The organism is Massilia jejuensis (assembly GCF_042656795.1).
Lineage (GTDB): Bacteria > Pseudomonadota > Gammaproteobacteria > Burkholderiales > Burkholderiaceae_D > Telluria > Telluria jejuensis.
The window spans coordinates 170,856-193,872 of the sequence record NZ_JBHSMS010000023.1; the positions used below are offsets into that span (position 1 = coordinate 170,856).

At 66.0% G+C, this 23,017-nt stretch carries 25 protein-coding genes; 9 read left to right on the plus strand and 16 right to left on the minus strand.

The genetic code is table 11. The features are described from left to right. Window positions 1–78: 78 nt before the first annotated feature. The 12 genes from ACFPOU_RS06435 to ACFPOU_RS06490 form a co-directional block, all read right to left on the minus strand. Complete coding sequence (locus ACFPOU_RS06435) at window positions 79–357, minus strand: PAAR domain-containing protein (protein ID WP_379718357.1); 279 nt, start codon at window positions 355–357, stop codon at window positions 79–81. A gap of 26 nt (window positions 358–383) precedes the next feature. After that, window positions 384–785: a DUF6396 domain-containing protein gene (locus ACFPOU_RS06440; RefSeq protein ID WP_379718360.1), complete on the minus strand. Its 402-nt coding sequence runs from the start codon at window positions 783–785 to the stop codon at window positions 384–386. 85 nt (window positions 786–870) lie between these two features. Further along, window positions 871–1,410, minus strand: coding sequence for a hypothetical protein (locus ACFPOU_RS06445; protein WP_379718363.1), 540 nt, complete (start codon window positions 1,408–1,410; stop codon window positions 871–873). A gap of 1 nt (window position 1,411) precedes the next feature. Further along, a complete protein-coding gene (locus ACFPOU_RS06450; RefSeq protein ID WP_379718366.1) occupies window positions 1,412–2,050 on the minus strand; it encodes a phospholipase D-like domain-containing protein in 639 nt (212 codons plus the stop codon). Then, a complete protein-coding gene (locus ACFPOU_RS06455; RefSeq protein WP_379718369.1) occupies window positions 2,051–2,230 on the minus strand; it encodes a hypothetical protein in 180 nt (59 codons plus the stop codon). Window positions 2,231–2,554: 324 nt separating this feature from the next. Continuing rightward, window positions 2,555–3,547: a lipoyl synthase gene (gene lipA, locus ACFPOU_RS06460; RefSeq protein WP_379718372.1), complete on the minus strand. Its 993-nt coding sequence runs from the start codon at window positions 3,545–3,547 to the stop codon at window positions 2,555–2,557. 24 nt (window positions 3,548–3,571) lie between these two features. Further along, on the minus strand, window positions 3,572–4,264 hold the full coding sequence (gene lipB, locus ACFPOU_RS06465) for a lipoyl(octanoyl) transferase LipB (RefSeq protein ID WP_379718375.1): 693 nt from the start codon (window positions 4,262–4,264) through the stop codon (window positions 3,572–3,574). A 92-nt stretch (window positions 4,265–4,356) separates the two neighbouring features. Then, window positions 4,357–4,623, minus strand: coding sequence for a DUF493 family protein (locus ACFPOU_RS06470; RefSeq protein WP_379718378.1), 267 nt, complete (start codon window positions 4,621–4,623; stop codon window positions 4,357–4,359). 100 nt (window positions 4,624–4,723) lie between these two features. Then, window positions 4,724–6,475 carry a DUF6600 domain-containing protein gene (locus ACFPOU_RS06475; RefSeq protein ID WP_379718381.1) on the minus strand — a complete coding sequence of 584 codons (1,752 nt, stop codon included), beginning with the start codon at window positions 6,473–6,475 and terminating at the stop codon, window positions 4,724–4,726. Between the two features lie 117 nt (window positions 6,476–6,592). Continuing rightward, a complete protein-coding gene (locus tag ACFPOU_RS06480; protein ID WP_379718384.1) occupies window positions 6,593–7,228 on the minus strand; it encodes a LysE family transporter in 636 nt (211 codons plus the stop codon). Between the two features lie 108 nt (window positions 7,229–7,336). Then, window positions 7,337–7,621 (minus strand): HU family DNA-binding protein, encoded by a 285-nt coding sequence (locus ACFPOU_RS06485; RefSeq protein ID WP_379718387.1) that lies wholly within the window; start codon window positions 7,619–7,621, stop codon window positions 7,337–7,339. A gap of 125 nt (window positions 7,622–7,746) precedes the next feature. Further along, on the minus strand, window positions 7,747–7,959 hold the full coding sequence (locus ACFPOU_RS06490; RefSeq protein WP_379718390.1) for a BrnA antitoxin family protein: 213 nt from the start codon (window positions 7,957–7,959) through the stop codon (window positions 7,747–7,749). Window positions 7,960–8,158: 199 nt separating this feature from the next. Between ACFPOU_RS06490 and ACFPOU_RS06495 the strand changes: the two genes are divergently transcribed. Next, a complete protein-coding gene (locus tag ACFPOU_RS06495) occupies window positions 8,159–9,103 on the plus strand; it encodes a DUF808 domain-containing protein (protein ID WP_379718393.1) in 945 nt (314 codons plus the stop codon). 173 nt (window positions 9,104–9,276) lie between these two features. Then, entirely contained in the window at window positions 9,277–11,763 is a 2,487-nt protein-coding gene (locus ACFPOU_RS06500; RefSeq protein WP_379718396.1) for a TonB-dependent receptor plug domain-containing protein, read from the plus strand. A gap of 180 nt (window positions 11,764–11,943) precedes the next feature. On the opposite strand, the gene ACFPOU_RS06505 is transcribed toward ACFPOU_RS06500, so the two are convergent. After that, window positions 11,944–12,414: a hypothetical protein gene (locus ACFPOU_RS06505; RefSeq protein ID WP_379718399.1), complete on the minus strand. Its 471-nt coding sequence runs from the start codon at window positions 12,412–12,414 to the stop codon at window positions 11,944–11,946. 31 nt (window positions 12,415–12,445) lie between these two features. Here ACFPOU_RS06505 and ACFPOU_RS06510 point away from each other — a divergent pair, with 31 nt between their 5' ends. From ACFPOU_RS06510 to ACFPOU_RS06520, 3 genes are all read left to right on the plus strand, one after another. Beyond that, window positions 12,446–13,735, plus strand: coding sequence for an SDR family oxidoreductase (locus ACFPOU_RS06510; protein ID WP_379718402.1), 1,290 nt, complete (start codon window positions 12,446–12,448; stop codon window positions 13,733–13,735). Further along, complete coding sequence (locus tag ACFPOU_RS06515; protein WP_379719011.1) at window positions 13,735–14,199, plus strand: DUF2269 family protein; 465 nt, start codon at window positions 13,735–13,737, stop codon at window positions 14,197–14,199. Before ACFPOU_RS06510 ends, ACFPOU_RS06515 begins: the two co-directional genes overlap by 1 nt. 64 nt (window positions 14,200–14,263) lie before the next feature. Beyond that, window positions 14,264–15,283, plus strand: a complete 1,020-nt coding sequence (locus ACFPOU_RS06520; protein WP_379718405.1) for a zinc-dependent alcohol dehydrogenase family protein — start codon at window positions 14,264–14,266, stop codon at window positions 15,281–15,283. Window positions 15,284–15,286: 3 nt separating this feature from the next. On the opposite strand, the gene ACFPOU_RS06525 is transcribed toward ACFPOU_RS06520, so the two are convergent. Together ACFPOU_RS06525 and ACFPOU_RS06530 are read right to left on the minus strand one after the other, a co-directional pair. Next, window positions 15,287–16,066, minus strand: coding sequence for a glutaminyl-peptide cyclotransferase (locus ACFPOU_RS06525; RefSeq protein ID WP_379718408.1), 780 nt, complete (start codon window positions 16,064–16,066; stop codon window positions 15,287–15,289). A 287-nt stretch (window positions 16,067–16,353) separates the two neighbouring features. Further along, window positions 16,354–16,944, minus strand: coding sequence for a histidine phosphatase family protein (locus tag ACFPOU_RS06530; RefSeq protein WP_379718411.1), 591 nt, complete (start codon window positions 16,942–16,944; stop codon window positions 16,354–16,356). Window positions 16,945–17,059: 115 nt separating this feature from the next. On the opposite strand from ACFPOU_RS06530, the gene ACFPOU_RS06535 reads away from it, so the two are divergent. Then, window positions 17,060–17,713, plus strand: a complete 654-nt coding sequence (locus tag ACFPOU_RS06535) for a DUF6624 domain-containing protein (protein WP_379718413.1) — start codon at window positions 17,060–17,062, stop codon at window positions 17,711–17,713. Between the two features lie 132 nt (window positions 17,714–17,845). Here ACFPOU_RS06535 and ACFPOU_RS06540 read toward each other — a convergent pair whose 3' ends face one another. After that, complete coding sequence (locus ACFPOU_RS06540; protein WP_379718416.1) at window positions 17,846–18,859, minus strand: zinc-binding alcohol dehydrogenase family protein; 1,014 nt, start codon at window positions 18,857–18,859, stop codon at window positions 17,846–17,848. Window positions 18,860–19,166: 307 nt separating this feature from the next. Here ACFPOU_RS06540 and ACFPOU_RS06545 point away from each other — a divergent pair, with 307 nt between their 5' ends. The 3 genes from ACFPOU_RS06545 to ACFPOU_RS06555 are packed head-to-tail and all read left to right on the plus strand — an operon-like array spanning window position 19,167 to window position 23,000. Then, the gene (locus ACFPOU_RS06545; protein ID WP_379718419.1) at window positions 19,167–19,691 is read left to right on the plus strand and encodes a (2Fe-2S)-binding protein; all 525 of its coding nucleotides are present in this window, start codon (window positions 19,167–19,169) and stop codon (window positions 19,689–19,691) included. Further along, the gene (locus ACFPOU_RS06550; protein WP_379718422.1) at window positions 19,688–20,719 is read left to right on the plus strand and encodes an FAD binding domain-containing protein; all 1,032 of its coding nucleotides are present in this window, start codon (window positions 19,688–19,690) and stop codon (window positions 20,717–20,719) included. The genes ACFPOU_RS06545 and ACFPOU_RS06550 overlap by 4 nt, the downstream gene beginning before the upstream one ends. Further along, window positions 20,712–23,000, plus strand: coding sequence for a xanthine dehydrogenase family protein molybdopterin-binding subunit (locus ACFPOU_RS06555; protein WP_379718425.1), 2,289 nt, complete (start codon window positions 20,712–20,714; stop codon window positions 22,998–23,000). The genes ACFPOU_RS06550 and ACFPOU_RS06555 overlap by 8 nt, the downstream gene beginning before the upstream one ends. Window positions 23,001–23,017: the final 17 nt, after the last annotated feature.

Consider the following 23,017-nt stretch of genomic DNA (forward strand, 5'->3'; position numbering starts at 1 on the left):
GGAGCGCCGCCGGTCTGGCCGGTCAAGCCTTCACTGCGGCTTTAGGCGCCATCGTCCTTACTTCCAGATGTCGCGGCGCTAGCCGACGCTGGCCGGCTGACTGCCGATCAGCTTGCACCCACACTCTGTCGTGCACCCTTCGACCGCGACCGGTACGCCGTTGACGGTGAAGGACTTGGAGGCAGTAACAATCTTGTTGACCCCGTGCGGTTTTCCTCCCGGGTAGACCTGTGGGCAGTCGACCTGATCCCCGAGCCTTGCGATCGCGCGTCCACGCATATCGTGATCCGGCGAGCCGCTGATGACGGTTCCGCCATGATCGGTCTTGTCGCCGACCGTGATTATTTTTAGAGGCATATCTGTCTCCTTATCGGCTGATGAAGTCAGTAGCTCGGCGGGCCGTCCGGCTCGGGCTCGATTGCGTCCTGGATGCCCTTCCATGCGGGTAGTTCCGCAGGAGGCAGCGGCAGCACTTGGTCGAGGCGAGTCAGTTTCAGGTCGGGGTTGAGGTCTAGCGCATCCGAGATCTGATCGTACCGACGTTCACGTTCGGGATCGGGCGCGATTTCGAACTCTCTAAGCGTAGCCTGGTCCTGTTTGTCGCGCGAACTCCAGTGTTCAAGGCCAAATATGATTCTCAGTGCCACTGAGGAGTTTTTGTTGCCAAACCTCGTCGCCGCCTGGTAATACTCCAGCGCTAAGGCGAGATTCTTGTGAAGTTTGGCCCTAACTCCCAACTTGTGGGCAGCAGGACCATGGCCCTTTCGATACGCGCATATCAGCATCGCTTCTGGGCATCGCGGCGTTCGGCCTTCAGATAGGCACCCGCCAGAGCCATCTGCGCTTCCGGACTGCCGAGCTCCGCCGCTTTCAGGTAATAGGCCCACGCGATCCGTTTATCCTGCACAGCACCGCCATAGCCTTGCTCGTGTGCGACACCGAGATCGTAGTATCCCCAGGCTTGGCCGGCAGCGACGGCTGTACGAACGATGTCGACTGATTTGTCCAATCGATATCAAGCACGTGGTTGGTGTCAAGGGGGCCCAGGCCGGACCGGTAGAAGTGGGCCATCAATGCGCGCGCTCCCCAGTCGCCTTGATTTGCGGCGGACTGCACGTCGTGAAGAATGCTGGTGAATTCCTGACGCGTCAGCTGCCACGCAATCTTGCTTCGCCACAGTTTGCGTGCATCAATATAAAGCCGATAGGCGGCCTGGTCACGGGTTCCCGGCATCGTGTCCTTCCACCGTCTGCAGGTCGGGACCGGCCCGTTCACATCGAACGCCTGCAAACCAGCGGGGATCGTGTGCATCTTCACATACTCCACATGTTGTTGTAAAAAATAAGCGCTCGTTGCGTACACAACCGAAGCACTAGCAACCAAAATCCAGCGCGGAAGCGGGCGTCGCATGTCAAATCACCGGCGAGCCGGGTTGCCTGTCGACGTGGAACGTGGCGATCTGGCCCGACAGCGGCAATCCACTCGCCATCGCTTCCGTGTTGTCGTTCATGAGGTCCAGCCAGGCCTCGAATGTTTTCTTCATATTGCCGAACTGAGCCGGCCCCTCGTCGTTGGTGCATTGTTTGAACAGCTTCTTGCGCAAGTCGAAAGCCACATCCATGGCCTGGCTGAGCAGATTCAGCTCGCTGTCGAGGGCCATGCTGCGCACGTTCAGGTTGACGGACCCCACCGTGAAAGCAGCGTCGTCGACGATCGCCACCTTCGCGTGGATGTACGTCTCCTCATAATCCTTCGTGGATTTCGGCTGCGCGGCGCCGCTCCACATCGACCCCATGAGCGCCTTGATCCCTCTATCGGCTAATGCCTCGGCCGTAATAGGCATCTTCGTCTTATCCCCTATTGCCTTCGTAGCCGACGGCGCGGTCAGGCGTTTCGTAGTCGATGCGAAGCCGCCATCGCAGCGCACGAAACGACATTCCGTGATGTAGCCGTTGAAGTAACGCAGCGATCCGTCTTCCCGCACCAGGGAGATGGTCACCATCCGGCCCATCAATGTTTTCAGCGGGATGCGCGGGTCGTCCGACAGCACCTAGAGCTCGAAGCGGAAACCGCGCGAGACTTCCTCGTGCGCGACCAGCTTGTTCGGCAGCAGGATCGCGGGTGGCCCATCCTTGAACGGAAAGTCGAGCCGCATGAGGCGCTTGTGCTGGGATGCGCCGCTGAACGCCGAGCGCGCGGCGCCGGCCGCGATTTCCTGGCCTTCGCCCATGGATTGTCTCCGATGACTGCGCGGCATAGCCGTAGCGCAAGTGAAAAGGTCAGCGGAGACCTTACTCTGAGCTCGCTTATTGGAAATTGATTAGAGTCAACACACTTCCCTGCGCCATGTCCAAATTTTTCTGACAGATTCCTGGAGGCGGATGGATGTTTCGATCACTGCCTCGACGGGGCTTTCTGTTTGCTGACCCGGCACATGGGAGCAGCGACAAAAAAGCCATCGACTTTTACCTCGATGGCTGATGTTGTCCGAACATGAATGTCGACCTAGCGTCGTTGAATTGTCTCGCTATGTTCTACCTGGTCTCATGATCTTCTAGGCGTTCATAGCCACGCCCGCGTTATGCGCCTGCTGGTCCGCGTGGTAGGAGCTGCGCACCATGGCGCCGACGGCGGCGTGGACAAAGCCCATTTCGTAGGCGGCTTCCTCGAATTTCTTGAACTGGTCCGGGTGCACGTAGCGGCGCACCGGCAGGTGCGAATTCGACGGAGACAGGTACTGGCCGATGGTCAGCATCTCGACATTATGCTCGCGCATGTCGCGCATCACCTGCAGGATTTCCTCGTCGGTTTCGCCGAGGCCCACCATGATGCCCGATTTCGTCACCGCGTTCGGGTACAGCGCCTTGAAGTCGCGCAGCAGCTCGAGCGAGTGCTTGTAGTCGGCGCCGGGACGCGCTTCCTTGTACAGGCGCGGCACGGTTTCCAGGTTATGGTTCATCACGTCCGGCAAGCCGTCGGCGAAGATCGCCAGGGCTTTGGCCAGGCGGCCGCGGAAATCCGGCACCAGCACTTCGATCCTGGTGTTGGGCGAGAGGGCGCGCGTTTTGGTGATGCAGTCGACGAAGTGGCCGGCGCCGCCGTCGCGCAGGTCGTCGCGGTCGACCGAGGTGATGACGACATACGACAGGCGCAGGTCGGCGATGGTCTTGGCCAGGTTGCCCGGCTCGTCGACGTCGAGCGGGTCCGGGCGGCCGTGGCCGACGTCGCAGAACGGGCAGCGCCGGGTGCACTTGTCGCCCATGATCATGAAAGTGGCCGTGCCCTTGCCGAAGCATTCGCCGATGTTCGGGCAGCTCGCTTCCTCGCACACGGTCACCAGCTTGTTCGCGCGCAGGATGTCCTTGATCTCGTAGAAGCGCGAGGAAGCGGTCGCCGCCTTCACGCGGATCCAGTCCGGCTTTTTCAGGCGCTCGGCGTCGCCGATCGGCACGATCTTGATCGGGATGCGCGAGGTCTTGTTGGCGCCCTTCTGCTTGTCGAGGGCGTTGTAGGCGGGATTCAGACCGGTATCGGTGTCGGTAGTCATAATCGCTCGGGCCCAGGCGGGCTGTCAGTTGGAGTTGTTCGGGTCACAGGGGGCCAGGTGGCGCAGGAGTGCTTGCGCCAGCGCGTGCTGCACGTCGGCCAGCGGCGCCTCGATGCCCATGGTGCGCATGTCGACGGTGGACAGGCCGGAATAGCCGCAGGGGTTAATCCACGAAAACGGCGCCAGGTCCATTGCCACGTTCAGCGAGACGCCATGATAGGTACAGCCATTGCCGCGCACTTTCAAGCCCAGCGCGGCGATTTTCGCGCCGCGGCGCGGGCCGGCGGCAATATAAATGCCGGGCGCACCGGCAACGCGTTCACCGCCCAGATTATACGCCGCCAGCACGTCGATGACCGCCTGTTCGATTTTTTCCACAAACTGCCGGGCGTATAACTTGCCGCCGGGCTTGTTGCGGCGCAGGTCCACCAGCAGGTAGATCACGACCTGGCCCGGGCCGTGGTAGGTGATTTCGCCGCCGCGGTCGGTCTGCACCACGGGGATGCCGTGCGCCGGCACGCCTGGCCCGGCCAGCAAGTGGGCGCGGTCGGCGCCCAGGCCCAGCGTAAACACCGGCGGATGCTCGACGATCCACAGTTCGTCGCGCGTGTCGTGCGTGCGCGCATCGGTAAAGGCGCGCATGGCGGCAAACACGGGCTCGTAATCGGCGCGGCCCAGGTCGCGGACGAGCGCACTGGCGGGGCGGGTGGGGTGCATGGAGTCGGTCGGGAAGTGACAGCCCCGACATTATAAGGCAGCGTAGCGGGCCTTGCCCGGCGCCGGGCCAGGCCCGCTACGCCAAAACAGCATTACATGACGATCTTGACCATCGGATGCGCCGACAGGGCGCGGTACAGGTCGTCGAGCTGGGCGCGGCTGGTGGCGCGCACGGTACAGGTCAGGCCGGTGTAGTTGCCCTTCGGTGAAGGACGCACTTCCAGGCGGCCGTCGTGGAAGGTCGGATCGAAGCCGACCACCACTTCGACGATCGTGGCGGCAAAGGCGTCGTGCGTGGGGCCCATCACCTTGATCGGGAAGTCGCTCGGGTACTCAATGAGGGATTCTTTCGGGTCCATACAGGCTCCTGTGCAAAACGCCATTGTAGCCAATGCGCGCCTGCCGCGTAAAATTGCCAGCAGGAAGTAAGCGCGCGCGCATCCCTTAACGCTCGATCTCTTAACGCTCGATATGGCGGTCGCCGTCGCCCTGACGCTGGCGCTCGACGCGGCGCGCGGGCGGCGGGTCGAACGCCGCCGGTGCCGCGCGTGGCACCGGCGGCGCAACCGCCGTCAGCGCCTGGTCTTGCCGCTGGGCCTGGGCTTGCATCTGCGCTTGGGCCTGCGCCCTGGCCTGCGCCTGCATCTGGGCTTGGGCCTGCATTTGGGCCTGCGCCTGCGCCTGCATTTGGGCCTGCGCCTGCGCCTGCATTTGCGCCTGCGCCTGCGCCTGCACTTGGGCCTGCGCCTGCGCCTGCGCCCGCATGGTGGCCGCTTCGATCGCCCCGCCCACGCCGCCGCGAGGCGTGAACACCTGCGGCGCCGGAGGCGTCACGACCACGGCCTCGCGCTGTCTGGCACCACGCTGGCGCCAGCCATCCTCGGCTGCAGCGTGCCCGTCGTGCCCATCGCGGCGCCAGCCGTCGCCATCGTTGCCGCGCCGCTCGCGGTGGCCATCGTCATGCGCGCGCTCGCGCCAGCTGCGCGGCACCGGCGGCTGGGCCAGCGGCGCCTGCTGCCAGTTCGCCGGCGGCGTCACGCGGCCCTCGTGCCGTACCACGACCTCGCCGCGCTGGCCGAAGCGGTCCTGCGGCACCACCGTCAAGCCGCGCTGGCGGTAATCGTGGTCGTGGTCGCGGTGGCGCCAGCCGTCGTGGTTATTCAGGCGCCGCAGGTGCTTGTCCGAGAGCCGGTAGCCGGGTACGAAGCGGTCATGGGGCGACAGCGGATACCAGCCCTGGGCGAGCGCCGAGCCGTTGCCGGCATGCACGTTCCAGCCGGCGCCGCCGACCCAGCCCACCAGGGCCGGGGCCCACACCGGGCGGCTGTCGAGGCGGCCGGGTGCCCAGGCCCAGCGGTTCCCGACATGGACCCAGCGTCCGTAATGGAAGGGCGCATAGCCCCAGGGGGCGTTATCGACCCAGGTCCAGCCCCAGGGAGCGATCCAGGTCCAGCGGCCGTCCCGGTAAGGCACCCAGTTCGAGGCGACCGACGGCAGCCACAGGGCGCCGTATTCGCTGTCGTCGCGCCAGCTGCCGTGGCGGTCGAGATCCTCGACGCCGGTCATCTCGGCCGGCACATAGCGGGTGGCGCGCGCCACATTGACTTCGCGGTCGCGCGCGGCGGCCCAGGCGTCGAAGGCGTCGCCGACCGCTTGCGTCATGCGCAAGTCGCTGCCCTGCATCTCGGCGCTGCGTCCGCTGCGCACCGTCAGGCGCTCGCCGCCGCCCTCGACGCTGGCCACGCCCTCGAACACGCGCACGCTGCTGCTGTCGCGCCCGCGCTCGGCGTGCACGCGCAAGCGGCCCGGCCCCTGCAGCAGCACGCGCGCCTGCGGCGTGCCGAGCTCGAAACCGTCGGCGACCTCGTCGCTGACGACACGGATGCTGGCGCTGCCATGGTGCAGGCGCAGGCGCAGCTTGTCCTCGTCGAGTGCGAGCACTTCGAGGGCGGTATCGCCATCGAGGCGAATCGCGGTCGAGCCGATCCGCAGCTCGGTGCGCGCGCCGGGCGCCGTGGAGATGGTCTGGTTCGAAGTGACGGGCCAGTTGACCAGCGCCGCCTGCGTCGCGGCGCCGGCGCCGCTGATCTGGACTTGTCCTTGCGTCAGGGCGACGCGGCCGACCCGGGACGGCGGATCGTCCGCCAGCGCCAGGGTGGAACAGGCCGCCAGCGCAAGCAGCGTCGCGGTTTTCAGGAAACGGAGGGTCATGAATGGCTCCAGGCGGTGGGGACGGAGTGCGGCGACCTCATTACACCTCAGCGATCCAGGTCACGGCAACCGGAATTACAGACGGTTGCAACTGCCGCACAAGCGGCACGGGTGCGCTCAGGCCGTGCGTTTCACGAAAAACAGCATCGAGCCGACGACGACGAGCACGGCGCCGAAAAACCGGTTCTGGAGGCGCATCGCGCGCGGATCGCGGAACAGGCGCTGCATCGAGGACGCCAGCGTCGCATAGCCATGCATCACGATGCTGTCGATGGTGACCATGGTCACGCCCAGGATCACCAGTTGCGGCAGCAGCGCGGCATCCTTGGAGATGAATTGCGGCAGCACGGCGACCATGAAGATGATGCCTTTCGGGTTGGTCGCGTTCGTCAGGAAACCGGTCAGCACGCGCTTGCCGAAGGAGGGGTGCGCGGCCAGGCCGGCGGCGCTGGCCGTCGGGCCGGAGTCGAGCTTGGCGCGCCACTGCGACACGCCCAGATAAATCAAGTACAGCGCGCCGACCACTTTGACGGCAAGGAAAGCCGTGGGCGAGGCCAGCAGCAGGGAGCCGACGCCGGCGCCGGCGATGGCCAGCACCAGGACCAGGCCGAACTGCAGACCGAGCACGGTCGCGCTGGCTTTCCTGACGCCATAGGCCAGGCCGTGCGACATCGACAGCACGGCGCCCGAACCGGGAGAAATGGCGATCACGGTGCCGGCGATGACGAAGGCGATCCAGGTGGCGAAAGACATGGGGGAACTCGGGAAAACGGCAACGACGGGGGGAAATGGCGCGCGGCTCGCTGCCACGGCGCCATGCAGGATGCCGGAAAGTTGCCGGCTTACTTACTTACTTCTTGCTTACTTCTTGCGCGGATTGACGGCAGCCTTCAGGGTGGCGCCGGCCGAGAAACGCGGGGTTTTCGATGCGCCGATCTTGATGACTTCGCCCGTTGCCGGGTTGCGACCCTTGCGCGCCGCGCGCTTGGTCACCGAGAACGTGCCGAAGCCGGTGATGCCGACCGTATCGCCTTTTTTCAGACGCTCGGTGATGATCTCGATGATCGTGTTGACCGCGCTGTTGGCAGCGCTACCGGACATCTCGGTACGCTTGGCAAATTCCGCGATCAGTTCGCCTTTTTTCATGGTGCCTCCGGGGTTGAAAGAGCGGAAAGAGTAGCACAAATGTTTGCCACTTGTAACTTTCTCGCGCCCTTCTCGCGGATGCCACACCGGCGCCCGCCGGCCGCGGGCGTTTCAAGGCGTGCCCGTCAGAGCAGGCTCGGTTCGATCCCGGCCGCCGCCAGGCGGGTGCGCAGGGCGGCGTTGATCAGGGTCTGGTAGCCGGTGCCGCAGCGCTCGGACAGGGTGCGAAATTCGTCGAGCACCTCGTCGTCGAGGTAGATCGTGATGCGCGTCTTGCGCTTTGGCGGACGGGTGCGGCGCACCGGGGTGGCGGTCTGGTTCGTGGTCGGAATCATCATGGTCTCCATCGGCTGGGCGAGGCTGGCGGACCGCAGCCTTCGATGTTGACTATACGTACGGCGCGCCGGGCCGGTCCGGTCAAAGCGACGAGCTGCAGATTTTCGGGCGTGAAGCGCAATTTATCGCGCTGAACCGTGTGCCTGCGGACCCTGCCCTCGGTTAAGATGCTGCCATATTGCTAATTTCAGGAGTAGTTCCATGGCCGCAGGCAGTTTGCTCGCTTTACTCGACGATATCGCCACCGTGCTCGACGACGTCACGCTCATGACCAAGGTCGCCGCCAAGAAGACCGCGGGCGTGCTGGGCGACGACCTCGCGCTCAACGCCCAGCAGGTGACCGGTGTCGACTCCACGCGCGAATTGCCGGTGGTCTGGGCGGTCGCCAAGGGTTCGCTCTGGAACAAGGCGATCCTGGTACCGGCCGCGCTGCTGATCTCGGCGTTCGCACCCTGGCTGATCATTCCGCTCCTGATGATCGGCGGCGCCTTCCTGTGCTACGAGGGCGCTGAAAAGCTGGCGCACAAGTTCCTGCACAGCCCGGAAGAAGACGCGGCCCACAAGGAGCGCCTGGCTGCGGCGCTGGTCGGCAAGGAAGACATGGTCGCGCTCGAGAAGGACAAGATCAAGGGCGCCATCCGCACCGACTTCATCCTGTCCGCCGAGATCATCGTCATCTCGCTGGGCACGGTATCGCAGATGCCGTTCATGCAGCAGGTCGCGGTGCTGGTGCTGATCGCCCTGCTCATGACGGTCGGCGTGTACGGCCTGGTGGCGGCCATCGTCAAGATCGACGACGCCGGCCTGCACCTGACCAAGAAGAGCGGCGGTTTCGCCCAGGGTCTCGGACGCATGCTGCTGGCGCTGGCGCCGCGCCTGATGAAATTCCTCTCCATCGTCGGCACCGCCGCCATGTTCATGGTCGGCGGCGGCATCGTCGCCCACAACTGGGAACTGCTGCACCATTATTCGGAAGCCATGGCGAACACCCTGGGCGAGATCCCGGTCGTCGGCGGCGTGCTGCACGCCATCGGCCCGGTCGTCTTCGACGCCCTGGTCGGCATCGTCGTCGGCGTGCTCGTGCTGCTGGTTGTGACGCTGGTCAACAAGATGCGCGGCAAGAAAGAGCCGGTGGCGGCGCATTGAAGCGCGGGAAGCCGAGCATGGCCACGATGCCGAATTTCCTTACGTCAGCCTGACATCCTGACAACTGTTGCATTCTGTACTCCCGCATCCGTTGCAATTTGACAAGACCGGGTGCGCCCTCCAGACTGGACCGAGCAATGAGCCGCTTCAGACCAACATGTGAGGGAAACGCAATGCAAAGAATGAGGAAGAAAACGGTGCTGGCGCTGTCGATCGCCGCCATGTTTTCAGGCATGGCACAGGCGCAGGAAAGCAGCGCCACCGAAGGCAGCACGGCAACGGTCGTCGTAACCGGCACCCGCGTAGCCAACCGCAGCGCGCTCGACACCAGCGCCGCGGTCGACATCATTTCGGCCGAGACCCTGAAAAACTCCGGCACCACGGAAATGAACCAGGCGCTGTCGGTCGCCTTGCCTTCCCTGAACTTCCCGCGTCCTTCGCTCACCGACGGCACCGACACGATCCGCCCGGCCACGCTGCGCGGCATGGCACCCGACCAGACCCTGGTGCTGGTGAACTCCAAGCGCCGCCATTCGTCGTCCCTGGTCAACCTCAACGGTTCCGTCGGCCGCGGTTCGGCCGCGGTCGACATGAACACGATCCCGACCGCGATCGTGAAGAACATCGAAGTGCTGCGCGACGGCGCCGCCGCCCAATACGGCTCGGACGCCATTTCCGGCGTCATCAACCTGCGCCTGCGCACCGACCGCGATGGCGGCGAAGCGAGCGTGACCTATGGCGCGCGCATCACCGAATACGATTTACGCAACGACGTGCCGCCGGCCGGCGGCACCTGGAGCGGCCCGGCCTCGCGCGAGCGCACCGATGGCCAGAGCGCCACCGTCAGCGCCTGGAAGGGCCTGGCGCTGGGCGAGACCGGCCACCTGACGATCGCCGCCGAATACAAGGACCAGGCGCGCACCGAACGCGGCGGCTACGACATGCGCCAGCAATACCCGCGGCTGGCAAACGGCGCCTTCGATCCGCGCGAAAACACGATCGACCGCTTCAATGCCTGGTACGGCGACCCGGAAATCCAGCAAACCACCTTCTTCGCCAACGCCGGCAACGACCTCGGCAACGGCGCGAAGGTATATGGCTGGGCCAGCTTCCAGGAGCGCGATGCGCGTTCGGCCGGCTTTTTCCGTACGGCCCAGGATGCGCGCAACATTATTTCCATCTATCCGAACGGCTTCCTGCCGCTGATCGCGCCGAAAGTGCAGGACTTCAGCATGACCGGCGGCGTCACCTGGGCGCTCGGCAACTGGGACATGGACACCTCGCTCGGCTACGGCAAGAACAAGATGCAGTTCCAGATCGAGAACACGCTGAACCGTTCGATCGGGCCGTCGAGCAGGACCGCATTCGATGCCGGCGGCTTCGCCTACGACCAGCTGGTGTTCAACCTGACCGGCGTGCGCAGCCTCGACGTGGCCGGCCTGTCCTCGCCGCTGAACATCGCACTCGGCACCGAAGTACGCCGCGAAGGCTATGAATTGTTCGCCGGCGAACCGGATTCCTACCGCTACGGCGGCGTGGTGCTGCCGAGCGGCGTGCCGGCCGCGCCGGGCGCCCAGGTGTTCCCGGGCTTCCGCCCGGCCAACGAGATCGACACCCACCGCACCGCGGCCGGCGCCTTTGTCGACCTGGAAGCGAACATCACCCCGCAGCTGCTGGCCTCGGTCGCCGTGCGCGCCGAACGCTATTCGGACTTCGGCGAAAGCCTGGCCGGCAAACTGTCGGGCCGCTACGATTTCAGCAAGCAGTTCGCCCTGCGCGGCTCGGTGCAGAACGGCTTCCGCGCGCCCTCGCCGCAGCAGCAGAATTTCACCTCGACGTCGACCAATTTCATCAACGGCGTGCCGTTCGAGATCACCACCTTCAAACCGACCGACCCGGTCGCCGTGGCCCTCGGCGCGCAGCCGCTCGACGCCGAGAAATCGGTCAACCTGTCGCTCGGCGCGGTCCTGCGTTTCGACCGCGTCAGCCTGACCGTCGACGCATACCGGATCAAGATCCGCGACCGCATCGTGCTGTCGGAAAACCTGACCCAGGCCAACGTGCGCGATTACATCGCCGCGCAAGGTTTCATCGGCGTGGGCGGCGGACGCTTCTTCATCAACGGCGTCGACACCACCACCGACGGCGTCGACATCGTCATGAACTGGCCCGTCAATGCCGGTGCGGCAGGGCGCTTCGACGCCACGCTGGCGGCCAATTTCAACAGCACCGAAGTGACCAAGACCCCGGTCACGGCCCAGCTGGCGGCCCTGACCCCGGCGCCGGTGCTGTTCGGCCGCGCCAACATCATCGCCATCGAGGATGGCCAGCCGAAGAACAAGGTCAGCGCCAACGTCAACTGGAAGCTCGACAGGTTCGGCGCCACCGTGCGCGCCACCCGCTACGGCAAGACGATGACCCCGGGTACGGTCGCCGCCTTCGACTTCCCGCTCGCGGCGCGCACCGTCGTCGACCTCGAAGGCCGCTACGCCCTGACGCCAAAGATGACGCTGGCGCTCGGCGCGGACAACGTCTTCGACCAGTATCCGGAAACGCTGCCGCCGGCGCTGAACACGACGGGCAATACGCCGTTCTCGAACTATTCGCCGTTCGGCCGTTCGGGCCGCTTCGTGTACGCGCGCGCGAACTACGCGTTCTGATCGGCTACCGGCGCACGCCGCCTGAATGAAAACGCGCCCGGGAGTTCGCTCCCGGGCGCGTTTTTTTCAGCCGTGCCGGCGATGCGCGCGCGCCGTGCGGCAAGCGCGCAGCGACCTGCCTTGCGCACCGGGAAACAGACCCTTGGCCGCCGACGGCGGCGCAGCCTCGCCGGTGCCGGATCAGCCTTTGCGGCGCAGGACGACGGCGCCGAGCGCCAGCCCGACGGCGAAGGCGGCATACACGCCGGCCAGCGACTTTTTCGACAGGCGCTTTTCGTAGCCCGGCTTCAGGCGCTCGGGCGTGAGCTTGTAGTCGACGAAGCAGGAAATGGCGGAGGTCGCGGCGGAAGCGGCCAGGGTCACGCGCAAGTCCTTGCGGTCGAGCTTTTCGCCGGCCAGCTTTTCGAACAGCACCGACCAGAAGGTGGCGCTGACATGGTGGATCGCGTAACCGGTGATCGTGTACTTCAGCGAGAAGCCGTCGTGTTCGGCCGCTTCGTCGCCCCAGATCCAGTGGCTGACGGCGTTGGTGGGCGCAAAGGCGCTGCCGGCCTCGGTGCGTCCGAGCAGGGCCAGGGCGGCGGTCGAGACGATACTGGAAGCGGCGCCGCCGACCAGGCCGCGTTGCAAAGAGGTGGTCCAATCTGACATAGTGTTCATCCTTGTTCGTAAAGGGAATTGCATGCGTATCTTGCTCACCGGCGCCAGCGGTTTTATTGGACAGCATGTACTGGCTGCCCTGCTGGCCGATGGCCACCACGTGGTGTGCGCGGTGCGCAGGCCCGAGAGCGGCGCCAGCGCGCACCCGCGCCTGACCTATATCCATGCTGACTTCGCCAACGATACCGAACAATCCGTTTGGCTGGCGCGCCTTTCCGGGGTCGAGGCCGTCATCAACGCGGTCGGCATTTTCCGCGAGTCGGGCAAGCAAAGCTTCGCGCGCCTGCATACGCTCGCTCCCTGCGCCCTGTTCGCCGCCTGCGCCGCCGCCAGGGAAGTGCGGATGGTGATCCAGCTTTCGGCCCTTGGCGCCGACGCGGGAGCGGACACGCCGTATCACTTGTCGAAGAAGGCGGCGGACGACTGCCTCGCCGCCTTGCCGCTGCGGGCCTGGATCGTGCAGCCGTCCCTGGTCTACGGTCCCGACGGCGCCAGCGCCCGGGTGTTGACAGGCCTGGCCAGCATGCCGCTGGGGGTGCGCCTGGGCCGCGCGCCGCAGCTGGTACAGCCGGTGCACATCGACGACGTGGTCGGCGCCATCCTGGGCCTGCTGCACGGGCGCCTGCCGCTGCCACCCGGCGCCACGTCGATGCGGGTGCCGCTGGTGGGGCCGGAAGCGCTGTCCTTCACCGACTACCTCGCCCGCCTGCGCGCGGGGATGGGAATGGGGCGCCAGGCGGTGCTGACGCTGCCGGACGCGCTGGCGCGGCTGCTGGCCAAGGCCGGCCGCTGGCTGCCCGGCGCCCTGCTGGACGAAGACGCGCTGCGCATGCTCGAGCGCGGCAACACGGGCGACCCGGCCCTCATCACCCGGCTACTGGGACGGCCGCCGACGCCGATCGCCGCCTTCATCGGCGCGCCGCGCGCCGCGCGCACGCTGGCCAAGCTCGGCTGGCTGCTGCCGCTCCTGCGCTGGAGCATCGTCGCGGTCTGGATCGCCACGGCGGTCGTCTCCTTCGGTCTGTATCCGGTCGAGCAAAGCTACGCGCTGCTGGCGCGCACCGGCATCCCGCCCGCCTGGCAGCCGCTGATGCTCTACGGCGCGGCGAGCTTCGATCTGCTGCTCGGGCTCGGGATTGCCTTGCTGCCGCGGCGGCGCCCGCTGTGGGCGGCGCAATTGGCGCTGATCGGTTTTTATACGGTCGTGATAGCGTGGAAGCTGCCTGAATTCCTGTTCCATCCCTATGGGCCGCTGACCAAGAACTTGCCGCTGCTGGCCGCCATCTGGCTGCTCTATGAAATGGAAGAATGATGGATTACGTTTTCGTGAAATGGATTCATATATTGTCGTCGACCTTCCTGTTCGGCACCGGCATCGGCTCGGCCTGGTACATGCTGTTCGCGACCCTCAGCCGCGACGTGCGCGCGGTCGCCGTCGTCAGCCGCCATGTCGTGCTCGCCGACTGGGTCTTTACGGCCACCACCGTCATCGTCCAGCCGGCCACCGGCTTTTACATGATCCACCTGGCCGGCTATCCGCTGCACAGCGCCTGGATCATGTGGTCGATCGCCCTCTATGTGCTGGCCGGCGCCTGCTGGCTGCCGGTGGTCTGGATCCAGATGCGCATGCGCGACCTGGCCGCCGAGGCCGCGCGCACGCAGTGCGCATTGCCGCCCCGGTACTGGCATTACTTTCGGATCTGGGTCGCGCTGGGCGTGCCGGCCTTTATCGCCTTTGTCGCGATCTTCTGGCTGATGGTGGCGAAACCGGCCTAACGGAACAGGGCGGCGCGGCAGGCGCAGTAGAATGGCCCGCTACCAGCTACTGACGGAGAACACCATGCGGGCTTACCAAATTCTGCCGGGCGATAACATCGACGGCTTGCAGTGCGTGGATGCCACGCAGCGCGAACTGGCGAACGGCGAGGTGCGCATCCGCGTGCACGCCGTTTCGCTGAATTACCGCGACCTGATGGTTGCCAGCGGCAATTATCTGGTGAATGTCGATAACCCGATCGTTCCCTGCTCGGACGGCGCCGGCGAAGTGCTGGCCGTCGGCCATGGCGTGACCCGCGTGCAGGTGGGCGACCGCGTCGCCGCCTCCTTCTTCCCGTACTGGCAGGATGGGCGTACTTCGCCCAGCAAGATCCGCCACGCGCTCGGCGGCGACATCGACGGCATGCTGGCCGAAGAGGTCGTGCTGCACGAGGATGCGCTGGCCAAGATTCCGCCGCAACTGAGCCATGTCGAGGCGTGCACCATGCCTTGCGCGGGCGTGACTGCCTGGAATGCGATTTTCGAGTCGAGCAACGGCATCCGGCCGGGCGACACGGTGCTGCTGCTGGGCACGGGCGGCGTCTCGGTGCTCGGGCTGCAACTGGCGCAAGCGGCCGGACTGCGCACCATCATCACCTCCTCTTCCGACGAGAAACTGGAGCGCGCGCAAGCGCTGGGCGCGCACCATACGATCAATTACCGCAGCATGCCCGAGTGGCAGGACGAAGTGCTGCGCGTGACCCATGGCATGGGCGCCGACGTGGTGCTGGAAGTGGGCGGGCAGGGCACCGTCGGCCGCTCGGTGGCGGCCGCCGCGATGGGCGGCAGCGTGGCGATCATCGGCGGCGTCAGCGGTTTTGGGGGCGAGATCAATCCGGTGACCTTGCTGGGCGGCGCCAAGCGCCTGGTCGGCATCTTCGTCGGTAGCCGCCTGATGCTGGAACAGGTGATGCGCTTTGCGGCGACGAGCGGCATCAAGCCGGTGGTCGACCGTGTCTTCCACTTCGACCAGGCGAAAGAAGCCTACCGCTACATGGAATCGGGCGCGCACTTCGGCAAGGTCGTCATTTCGATGACGGCATGACGCTCAGCGTCCCTCGAAACGCACCAGTTCGATTTCAAAGAGCTTCGGCCAGAACTTGCCGGTGACATACAGCTTGCGCTGCTTGTCATCGTAGGCGATGCCATTGAGAACGGCATCGACCGAGCTGGTGCCGCGCTTTTCACGCGGCAGCAGGTTGGTCAGGTCGATCCAGCCGGTCACCTTGCCGGACGCCGGATCGATGCGGGCGATGATGTCGGTGCCCCAGACGTTCGCATACAGTTCGCCGTCGACGATTTCGAGTTCGTTCAGGGAAGCGATCGGCTTGCCCTCGGCCGTCACCGGCACGCGCCGCACTTCCTTCAAGGTCGCCGGATCGAGCACGCGGATGCTGGCGCTGCCGTCGCTCATGTAGACGTGCCTGGCGTCGCTGGCCAGTCCCCAGCCTTCGCCCTCGTAGGGGAATTTCCCTTTCAGCGTAAAGGTCTTGGCGTCGAACACATAGCCCGTCTTCGATTGCCAGGTCAGGCCGAGGATGTGCTCGCCCACCGCCGTGGACCCTTCGCCGAAGACGTCGCGCGGCAGCGCGGCCTGCTGCAATACCTTGCCGGTTTTCAGGTCGAGCCGGCGCAGCGTCGAGCGGCCGATGATGCCGGTCGTTTCGAACAGCTGGCCGTTGCGGAAGAACAGCCCCTGGGTAAAGGCTTGCGGGTCGTGCGGATAGGTATTCTTGACAACGAAGCCGTAGACGGGAAGGGCCGCCACGGCGCTGGTGGCGGCGCAGCCGGCAAGGACGAGGGCGGTGAGGGCGAAGGATTTCAGCATGCTGGGCGGACGCGGTTCGTTGGAACGGGAACTGTAGCATGTGGCGCGGCACGCCCGTGTCCCGCCCGGCCACGTTTTTTTCGGACCGCAGGCGCAATTTTTTCGGACCGCAGGCGCAAGGCGAGGGCGATCGGCACCGTCAGCACGGCCGGCACCGGTGTCATGGACAAACGCCGGATCGGCGGGCAAGGTCCGGCGCCGCAAGCGCAGTTCCCCGCCACGGGTGCCGTTCCTGCGCCCGAACCTGGGGCAATGACAGTGTCCGGCCGCCTACTTACAACCTGTTCCTAGCGCGCCGCTGCGCGGTCCTGCCTCGGCACGGCGATGCGCCCGAGCACCTCCAGTTCATCGTCGCGCTGCTTCACCAACACCATTTCTCCCTGCGCCAGCGATTGCCCGGTCAGGGCGCGGATGTTGACGTCGTGCGTGACCAGCACCAGCGGCGACGTGGCGCTGCGCGCGGCCAGGCGTGTGCGCAGCGCGCGCAGTTTCGCGGCCGACTGATCCTCCTCGTCCCTGAACATCGAGTCCAGGCTCGGCTCCGGCTCCACGCGTCCGAAAGCCAGGCGCGCGGTCTCCAGGCAGCGGCACCAGCGGCTCGACCAGACGGCGCCGGGCGTGACCTGGTGGCGCGCGAAGGCGGCACCGATCGCGCGCGCATCGGCGCGCCCGGCCTCGGACAGGTTGCGCTGGGTCGCACACTGGTCGAGCTTGAAACCGGGCGGATCGCCGATGCCGGGGTTGGTCGCCGCATGGCGCAGCAAGACCGTCACGCCGCCGCCGCGCAGGGCTTGCCAGAGCGCGTCCTCGCTCATCTGCGCCGCGTGCGCATGGACGCCGAACAGTGCCAGCACCAACAGGAACCGACGCGCTTTCATGGAGCCTCCGGTGGGGTTATGTAGGCAAATGATGCGCCCGACGCCGCCGATCCGGCGCACGCGGGACGGCGCATCGGTTATGTTAGGCTTTATTGATTGTTTTTTCGAGAACGAGATGATGGCAAGTCGACGCCGCTGGCAAGTCCTGGTTCCCCTGTTCGCCGCCGCGCTTGCCGCGCCGGCGCTTGCCGCGCCGCAATGCGCGGCCTACGCGCAAGAACTGGCGCTGATGGTGGAGGCGGCCGAGGCCGCGCGCGGCCGCGTCGACTACCTGGCGCCGCCCGAGGACCGGGTGGCGGCCGCGCACCACGACCGGCTGGCGCTGGTCGAGCGCGACAACGCCGATCGCCTGGGCAGGCTGATGGCCAGTTGCGGCTGGCCCCGCGCCAGCGTCGAGGGCGTGCAAGCGGCGCGCGACGCCTGGCTCGTGGCCCGGCAGCGCGAGCACGACCTGGCGTTCCAGCGCCAGGTCGTACGCCAGCTCGAGCTGGCCGTGCTCGACGGCGAAGCCCCGGCCCTGCACCTGGCCACGGCCTCGGACCGGCTGGCGGTGCAGGAAGGACGCCCCCAGCGCTATGGCACCCAGCTGCGCCAGTCCGGCGCCTGCACCTGGGATTACCATCCGCTGGACGATGTGGCCCGGGTCGAGGCGCGCCGCCAGCGGCTCGGCTTGCCCTCCCTGGAAAGCCATCGCCATGCCATCAACGCCATGATTATCAGCGAACACTGCCCGGCGCCAGGCGCGCCGGCAACCCGCACCGGGCGTTGACAAGATTTGTATAAATCGTTTAATCGATATCCATCATATAAACTGTTTACCCTATGGAACGGCTGTTCCTTGGGCGGTTGCCGATGTTTTTTAACGGTGCCTAAAAACAGCGTGCACCGCCGATTTCAGCGTTTAAAAACCTTCCAGGACCACCTTGCCGCTGGCCGCCCCGCTTTCGATGAACGCGTGGGCCCGGCGCAGGTTCGCCGCGTTGATCGGCCCCAGGTGCTGCGCCAGCGTGGTGCGGATGCGTCCGTCGTCGACCAGCTGCGCCACTTCGTTGAGCAGGCTGTGCTGGGCTTGCAGGTCCGGTGTCTTGAACAGCGAGCGGGTAAACATCATTTCCCAGTGCAGCGAAATGCTTTTGCGTTTCAGGAGGCGCACGTCGATCGGTTCGGGGTCGTCGATCAGTGCCAGTTTTCCCTGCGGCTTGATGGCATTGACCAGGGCGGCGAAATGTTGATCGGTGTGGGTCAGGCTGATGGCGTAATCGACTTCGCCCAGGCCGGCCTCGGCCAGGGCGGTATCGAGCGGCTTGCCGTGGTCGATCACGTGGTGGGCGCCGAAGATGCGCGCCCATTCCCGCGTTTCCGGGCGAGAAGCCGTGCCTATCACGGTAATGCCCGTCAACTGGCGCGCCAGCTGCACCAGGATCGAGCCGACGCCGCCGGCCGCGCCCACCACCAGCAGCTTTGCGCCGGCGTGGCCGCCGAATTCCAGTCCGAGGCGGTCGAACAGCAATTCCCAGGCCGTGATCGCCGTCAGCGGCAAGGCGGCCGCCTCGGCAAAGCCGAGCGTGGCCGGCATGCGCCCGACGATGCGCTCGTCGACCAGCTGCAGTTCGCTGTTGCTGCCCGGGCGGTCGATGGCGCCGGCATACCAGACCCGGTCGCCGGGACGAAACAGCGTGACCGACGGACCGACCGCGCGCACCACGCCGCTGGCATCCCAGCCCAGCACCTTCGGCTCGGCTTGCGCCTGGGCCGGCAAGCGGCGCCGCACCTTGGTATCGACCGGGTTGACGGAGACCGCGTGCACCTCGACCAGCAGATCGTGGCCGGTCGCGACCGGGTCGGGCAGCACGATGTCTTGCAGGGCCTGTGCGTCGGTGGCAGGCAGGGATGCGTAGGCGGCGATGGCTTTCATGATGACCTCTTGTCTGTGTGAATAAGCGCCAGTGTAGCCAGTTGCGGCGAATTCGATCGGCCACGCTGCGAAAACGGTCACCGCATCTTGCCCGTATTTATCGACCAATTCGACCGGGCAAGTTTGTCCGCGTGCGCGCCGCCATGGCCTGTTTGTGCGACTAATTGTGCGCCGGTGCCCCAGCGCTTGCTACTAAGATAGCCGTAACGGAATGACAACAGCATTCCAGGCTGATGCCGCCCGCGCTCGCCTTTTGCGCCTGTGCGCGCGTTCAGCTTCGCCGAACACCATCCAGAAAGGATTCACCATGACCGCTCCCGAGCGCTATCGGCTCACCCTGCGCATCAATGGCCAGCAACACGACATGGAAGTCGAAGCCTGGGTGACCCTGCTGGACCTGTTGCGCGAGCGCCTCGACCTCACCGGTACCAAGAAGGGCTGCGACCACGGCCAGTGCGGCGCCTGCACCGTCCTCGTCGACGGCAAGCGCATCAATTCCTGCATGACGCTGGCGCTGATGCAGAACGGGCGCGAGATCACCACCATCGAGGGCCTGGCCGAGGGAAATGCACTGCACCCGATGCAGCAGGCCTTCATCGACAACGATGCCTTCCAGTGCGGCTACTGCACGCCGGGCCAGATCTGCTCGGCGGTCGGACTGATCAACGAGGGGCAAGCCAGGACGGTGGCCGAAGTGCGCGAACTGATGAGCGGGAACGTCTGCCGCTGCGGCGCCTACCCGGGCATCCGCAAGGCGGTGTGCGCGGTGGCCGGCATCGCCGACCCCGACAACGCCGTGCGCCCGGTCGTGACCGCGACGGTGCCGGCATGAATCCCTTCACTTTTGCCCAGCCCGACAATGCCCGGGAAGCGCTGGCCCAGGTCGCAGGCAACGCCAGCTTCGCCGGCGAGGCCGTGCGCTTCATCGCCGGCGGCACCAACCTGCTCGACCTGATGAAGGAAGGCGTGATGGTCTCGAGCCGCTTGGTCGACATCAACCGCCTGTCCCTGGATCAGATCGCCGAAGACGGCGAGGGCGTGACGCTCGGCGCCCTTGCCCGCAATGCCGATACCGCTTACCACCCGCTGGTGCGGGAACGCTATCCGCTGCTGGCGGCCGCGATCCTGGCCGGCGCGTCTCCCCAGCTGCGCAACATGGCCAGCAATGGCGGCAACCTGCTGCAGCGCACCCGCTGCTACTATTTTTACGATCTCGCCACGCCTTGCAACAAGCGCGACCCGGGCAGCGGCTGCTCGGCCATCGGCGGCATCACCAAGCAGCACGCCATTCTCGGCGCCAGCGCCCACTGCATCGCGACCCACCAGTCGGACATGTGCGTGGCCCTGGCCGCGCTCGAAGCGACCGTGCACGTGGAATCGGCGCGCGGCAAGCGTTCGATCCCGTTCGCCGAATTCCACCGCCTGCCCGACGACGCGCCGCAGTACGACACGGTGCTCGAAGCCGACGAACTCATTACCCACATCACCCTGCCCGAGGCGCGCCGCTACGAGCGCCACTCGGCCTACCTCAAGATCCGCGAGCGCCTCTCGTATGCGTTCGCGCTGGTGTCGGTCGCCGCGGCACTCGACATCGGGTCGGACGGCATCATTCGCAGCGCCCGCATCGCGCTCGGCTCGGTCGCCCATAAACCGTGGCGCAAGGTCGAGGCCGAGCAGCTGCTCGAAGGGCAGAAGGAAGACCCGGCCCTGTTCGGCCGCGCGGCCGACCTGCTGCTCGAGGGCGCCGTCGGCCAGGGCCACAACGATTTCAAGATAGGACTGGCGCGCAAGGCCATCGTGCGCGCGCTGCAGACCGCGGTGCAAGGCACCGTCACCAATACCGGAGAGCCGCATGACTGACCTGATCCAGGACCTGAAAACGCCCGTCGCCGAGCCGGGCACCGGCCAGGTGAAGACCGGCAGCGCCGTCTCGCGCGTCGACGGCCGCGCCAAGGTCACGGGCGACGCCCGCTACGCCGCCGAATATGCCGTGCCCGGCATGCTGTACGGCGTCGTCGTCAGCGGCACCATCGCCAAGGGCCGCATCCTCGACATCGACACCGAGGAAGCGCTGCTGCTCGATGGCGTGGTCGACGTGATGAGCCACCTGAACCGCCCGAAGCTACGCTCCTTCGACATCGCCTACAAGGACATGACGGCGCCGGCTGGTTCCCCGTTCCGTCCGTTCTATGATGACCGCGTCCTCTATAGCGGCCAGCCGGTGGCGCTGGTACTGGCCGAGAGCTTCGAGGCGGCGCGCCGGGCAGCGGCCCTGGTGCGCGTGCGCTACGACGAGGAAGACCACGACACGCGCCTGCTGGCCAACCTCGGGCGCGCCTACACGCCGCGCCCCTTGAAGGCCGGCTACGAGTCGCCGCCGAAGGAAAAGGGCGATGCCGACAAGGCCTACCACGCTGCGCCCGTCAACATCGAGGCCGAGTTCTACCACGGCGTCGAGCACCACAATCCGCTCGAACTGTTCGCCTCGACCGTGATCGTCGAGCCCGATGGCCACCTGACCATCTACGACAAGACGCAAAGCTCGCAAAACAGCCGCTGGTATGTCTCGCACGTGTTCGGCCTGTCGAAAGACAAGGTCACGGTGCGCAACCCGTTCGTGGGCGGCGCCTTCGGCTCCGGCCTGCGCCCGCAATACCAGCTGCCGCTGGCCGTGATGGCCGCCCTGCACCTGAAGCGGTCGGTGCGGGTCACGCTCACCCGCCAGCAGATGTTCAGCTTCGGGCATCGCCCGGAGACGGTGCAATGGGTCAAACTGGCCGCCGACCGCGACGGCACGCTGCGATCGATCCAGCACGAGGCGATCGCGGAGACCTCGCAGATCGAGGATTACGTCGAAGTCGTCGTCAACTGGTCGGGACTGGTGTACGCCTGCGAAAACATCAAGCTCGGCTATAAACTGGTGAGCCTGGACCAGTACACGCCGCTCGACATGCGCGCCCCGGGCGCGGCGCACGGCATGCATGCGCTGGAAGTGGCGATGGACGAGCTGTCCTACGCCCTGAAGATGGACCCGCTTGCGCTGCGCCTGAAAAACTATGCCGAGCGTTCGCCCGCCGACGACAAGCCGTATTCGAGCAAGGAGCTGCGCGCCTGCTACGAGCGGGGGGCCGAGAAATTCGGCTGGTCGCAGCGTCCGCTGGCCACCCGTGCGCGCAAGGAGGGATCGGAATACGTCGGCTGGGGCATGGCGACCGGCGCCTGGGATGCGCTGCAGATGTTCGCCCGCGCCAGCGCCGTCATGCATGCGGACGGCACACTGGTGGTCTCGAGCGCGGCCACCGACATCGGCACCGGCACCTACACCGTGATGGCGATGATCGCTGCCGAAGCCATGGGCTTGCCGCTCGAGCGCGTCACCTTCCAGCTCGGCGACTCGACCCTGCCGGCCGCGCCCATCGAAGGCGGTTCCTCGCACGTGGCCACGGTCGGTTCGGCCGTCGCCGGCGCCTGCGAGAAGCTGCAACTGACGCTGCTGCGCTATGCGCAATCGGCGCCCGATTCTCCTTTCCGCGACAAGCGCTTGAAGGATGTCGAATTCGCGCACGGCCGGATGCGCCTGAAACAGGATCCGCACACCTTCATTTCGCTGGCAACGATCGTCGGGCGCGCCGGACGCGAGCGGATCGAGGAAACATACCTGATGCTGCCCAATAGCCTCAAGCAGCGCAAGTTCCGGCGCATGGTGCACTCGGCCGTGTTCGTCGAAGCGCGGGTCGACGAGGAGCTCGGCGTGGTGCGCGTGACGCGGGTGGTCAGCGCGGTGGCGGCCGGGCGCATCATGAACACGAAGACGGCCACCAGCCAGATCGCCGGCGGCGTGGTCTGGGGCATCAGCCAGGCGCTGCACGAGGAAAGCCATGCCGACCACCGCTTCGGGCGCTTCATGAACCACAACCTGTCCGAATATCACGTGGCGGTGCATGCCGACATCCACGATATCGACGTCGTCTTCGTGGAGGAAGACGATCGCATCGTCAGCCGCCTCGGCGCCAAGGGGGTGGGAGAGATCGGCCTGGTGAGCGTGGCGGCAGCGGTGAGCAACGCCATCTACCACGCCACCGGCAAGCGTATCCGCAGTACCCCGATCACGCCCGAGAAGGTGCTGGCCGGTGGACCGTAATGTAACTCCCCCACCAG

Coding starts and splice junctions, on each gene's coding strand:
- ACFPOU_RS06495 (WP_379718393.1), top strand. CDS start 8,159: ATGGCCGCAGGCAGTTTGCTCGCTTTACTCGACGATATCGCCACCGTG.
- ACFPOU_RS06480 (WP_379718384.1), bottom strand. CDS start 7,228: ATGTCTTTCGCCACCTGGATCGCCTTCGTCATCGCCGGCACCGTGATC.
- ACFPOU_RS06530 (WP_379718411.1), bottom strand. CDS start 16,944: ATGAAAGCGCGTCGGTTCCTGTTGGTGCTGGCACTGTTCGGCGTCCAT.
- ACFPOU_RS06490 (WP_379718390.1), bottom strand. CDS start 7,959: ATGATGATTCCGACCACGAACCAGACCGCCACCCCGGTGCGCCGCACC.
- ACFPOU_RS06475 (WP_379718381.1), bottom strand. CDS start 6,475: ATGACCCTCCGTTTCCTGAAAACCGCGACGCTGCTTGCGCTGGCGGCC.
- ACFPOU_RS06455 (WP_379718369.1), bottom strand. CDS start 2,230: ATGGGCGAAGGCCAGGAAATCGCGGCCGGCGCCGCGCGCTCGGCGTTC.
- ACFPOU_RS06535 (WP_379718413.1), top strand. CDS start 17,060: ATGATGGCAAGTCGACGCCGCTGGCAAGTCCTGGTTCCCCTGTTCGCC.
- ACFPOU_RS06545 (WP_379718419.1), top strand. CDS start 19,167: ATGACCGCTCCCGAGCGCTATCGGCTCACCCTGCGCATCAATGGCCAG.
- ACFPOU_RS06510 (WP_379718402.1), top strand. CDS start 12,446: ATGCGTATCTTGCTCACCGGCGCCAGCGGTTTTATTGGACAGCATGTA.
- ACFPOU_RS06520 (WP_379718405.1), top strand. CDS start 14,264: ATGCGGGCTTACCAAATTCTGCCGGGCGATAACATCGACGGCTTGCAG.
- ACFPOU_RS06555 (WP_379718425.1), top strand. CDS start 20,712: ATGACTGACCTGATCCAGGACCTGAAAACGCCCGTCGCCGAGCCGGGC.
- ACFPOU_RS06550 (WP_379718422.1), top strand. CDS start 19,688: ATGAATCCCTTCACTTTTGCCCAGCCCGACAATGCCCGGGAAGCGCTG.
- ACFPOU_RS06470 (WP_379718378.1), bottom strand. CDS start 4,623: ATGGACCCGAAAGAATCCCTCATTGAGTACCCGAGCGACTTCCCGATC.
- lipA (WP_379718372.1), bottom strand. CDS start 3,547: ATGACTACCGACACCGATACCGGTCTGAATCCCGCCTACAACGCCCTC.
- ACFPOU_RS06525 (WP_379718408.1), bottom strand. CDS start 16,066: ATGCTGAAATCCTTCGCCCTCACCGCCCTCGTCCTTGCCGGCTGCGCC.
- ACFPOU_RS06540 (WP_379718416.1), bottom strand. CDS start 18,859: ATGAAAGCCATCGCCGCCTACGCATCCCTGCCTGCCACCGACGCACAG.
- lipB (WP_379718375.1), bottom strand. CDS start 4,264: ATGCACCCCACCCGCCCCGCCAGTGCGCTCGTCCGCGACCTGGGCCGC.
- ACFPOU_RS06515 (WP_379719011.1), top strand. CDS start 13,735: ATGGATTACGTTTTCGTGAAATGGATTCATATATTGTCGTCGACCTTC.
- ACFPOU_RS06500 (WP_379718396.1), top strand. CDS start 9,277: ATGCAAAGAATGAGGAAGAAAACGGTGCTGGCGCTGTCGATCGCCGCC.
- ACFPOU_RS06445 (WP_379718363.1), bottom strand. CDS start 1,410: ATGCGACGCCCGCTTCCGCGCTGGATTTTGGTTGCTAGTGCTTCGGTT.
- ACFPOU_RS06505 (WP_379718399.1), bottom strand. CDS start 12,414: ATGTCAGATTGGACCACCTCTTTGCAACGCGGCCTGGTCGGCGGCGCC.
- ACFPOU_RS06485 (WP_379718387.1), bottom strand. CDS start 7,621: ATGAAAAAAGGCGAACTGATCGCGGAATTTGCCAAGCGTACCGAGATG.
- ACFPOU_RS06435 (WP_379718357.1), bottom strand. CDS start 357: ATGCCTCTAAAAATAATCACGGTCGGCGACAAGACCGATCATGGCGGA.
- ACFPOU_RS06440 (WP_379718360.1), bottom strand. CDS start 785: ATGCTGATATGCGCGTATCGAAAGGGCCATGGTCCTGCTGCCCACAAG.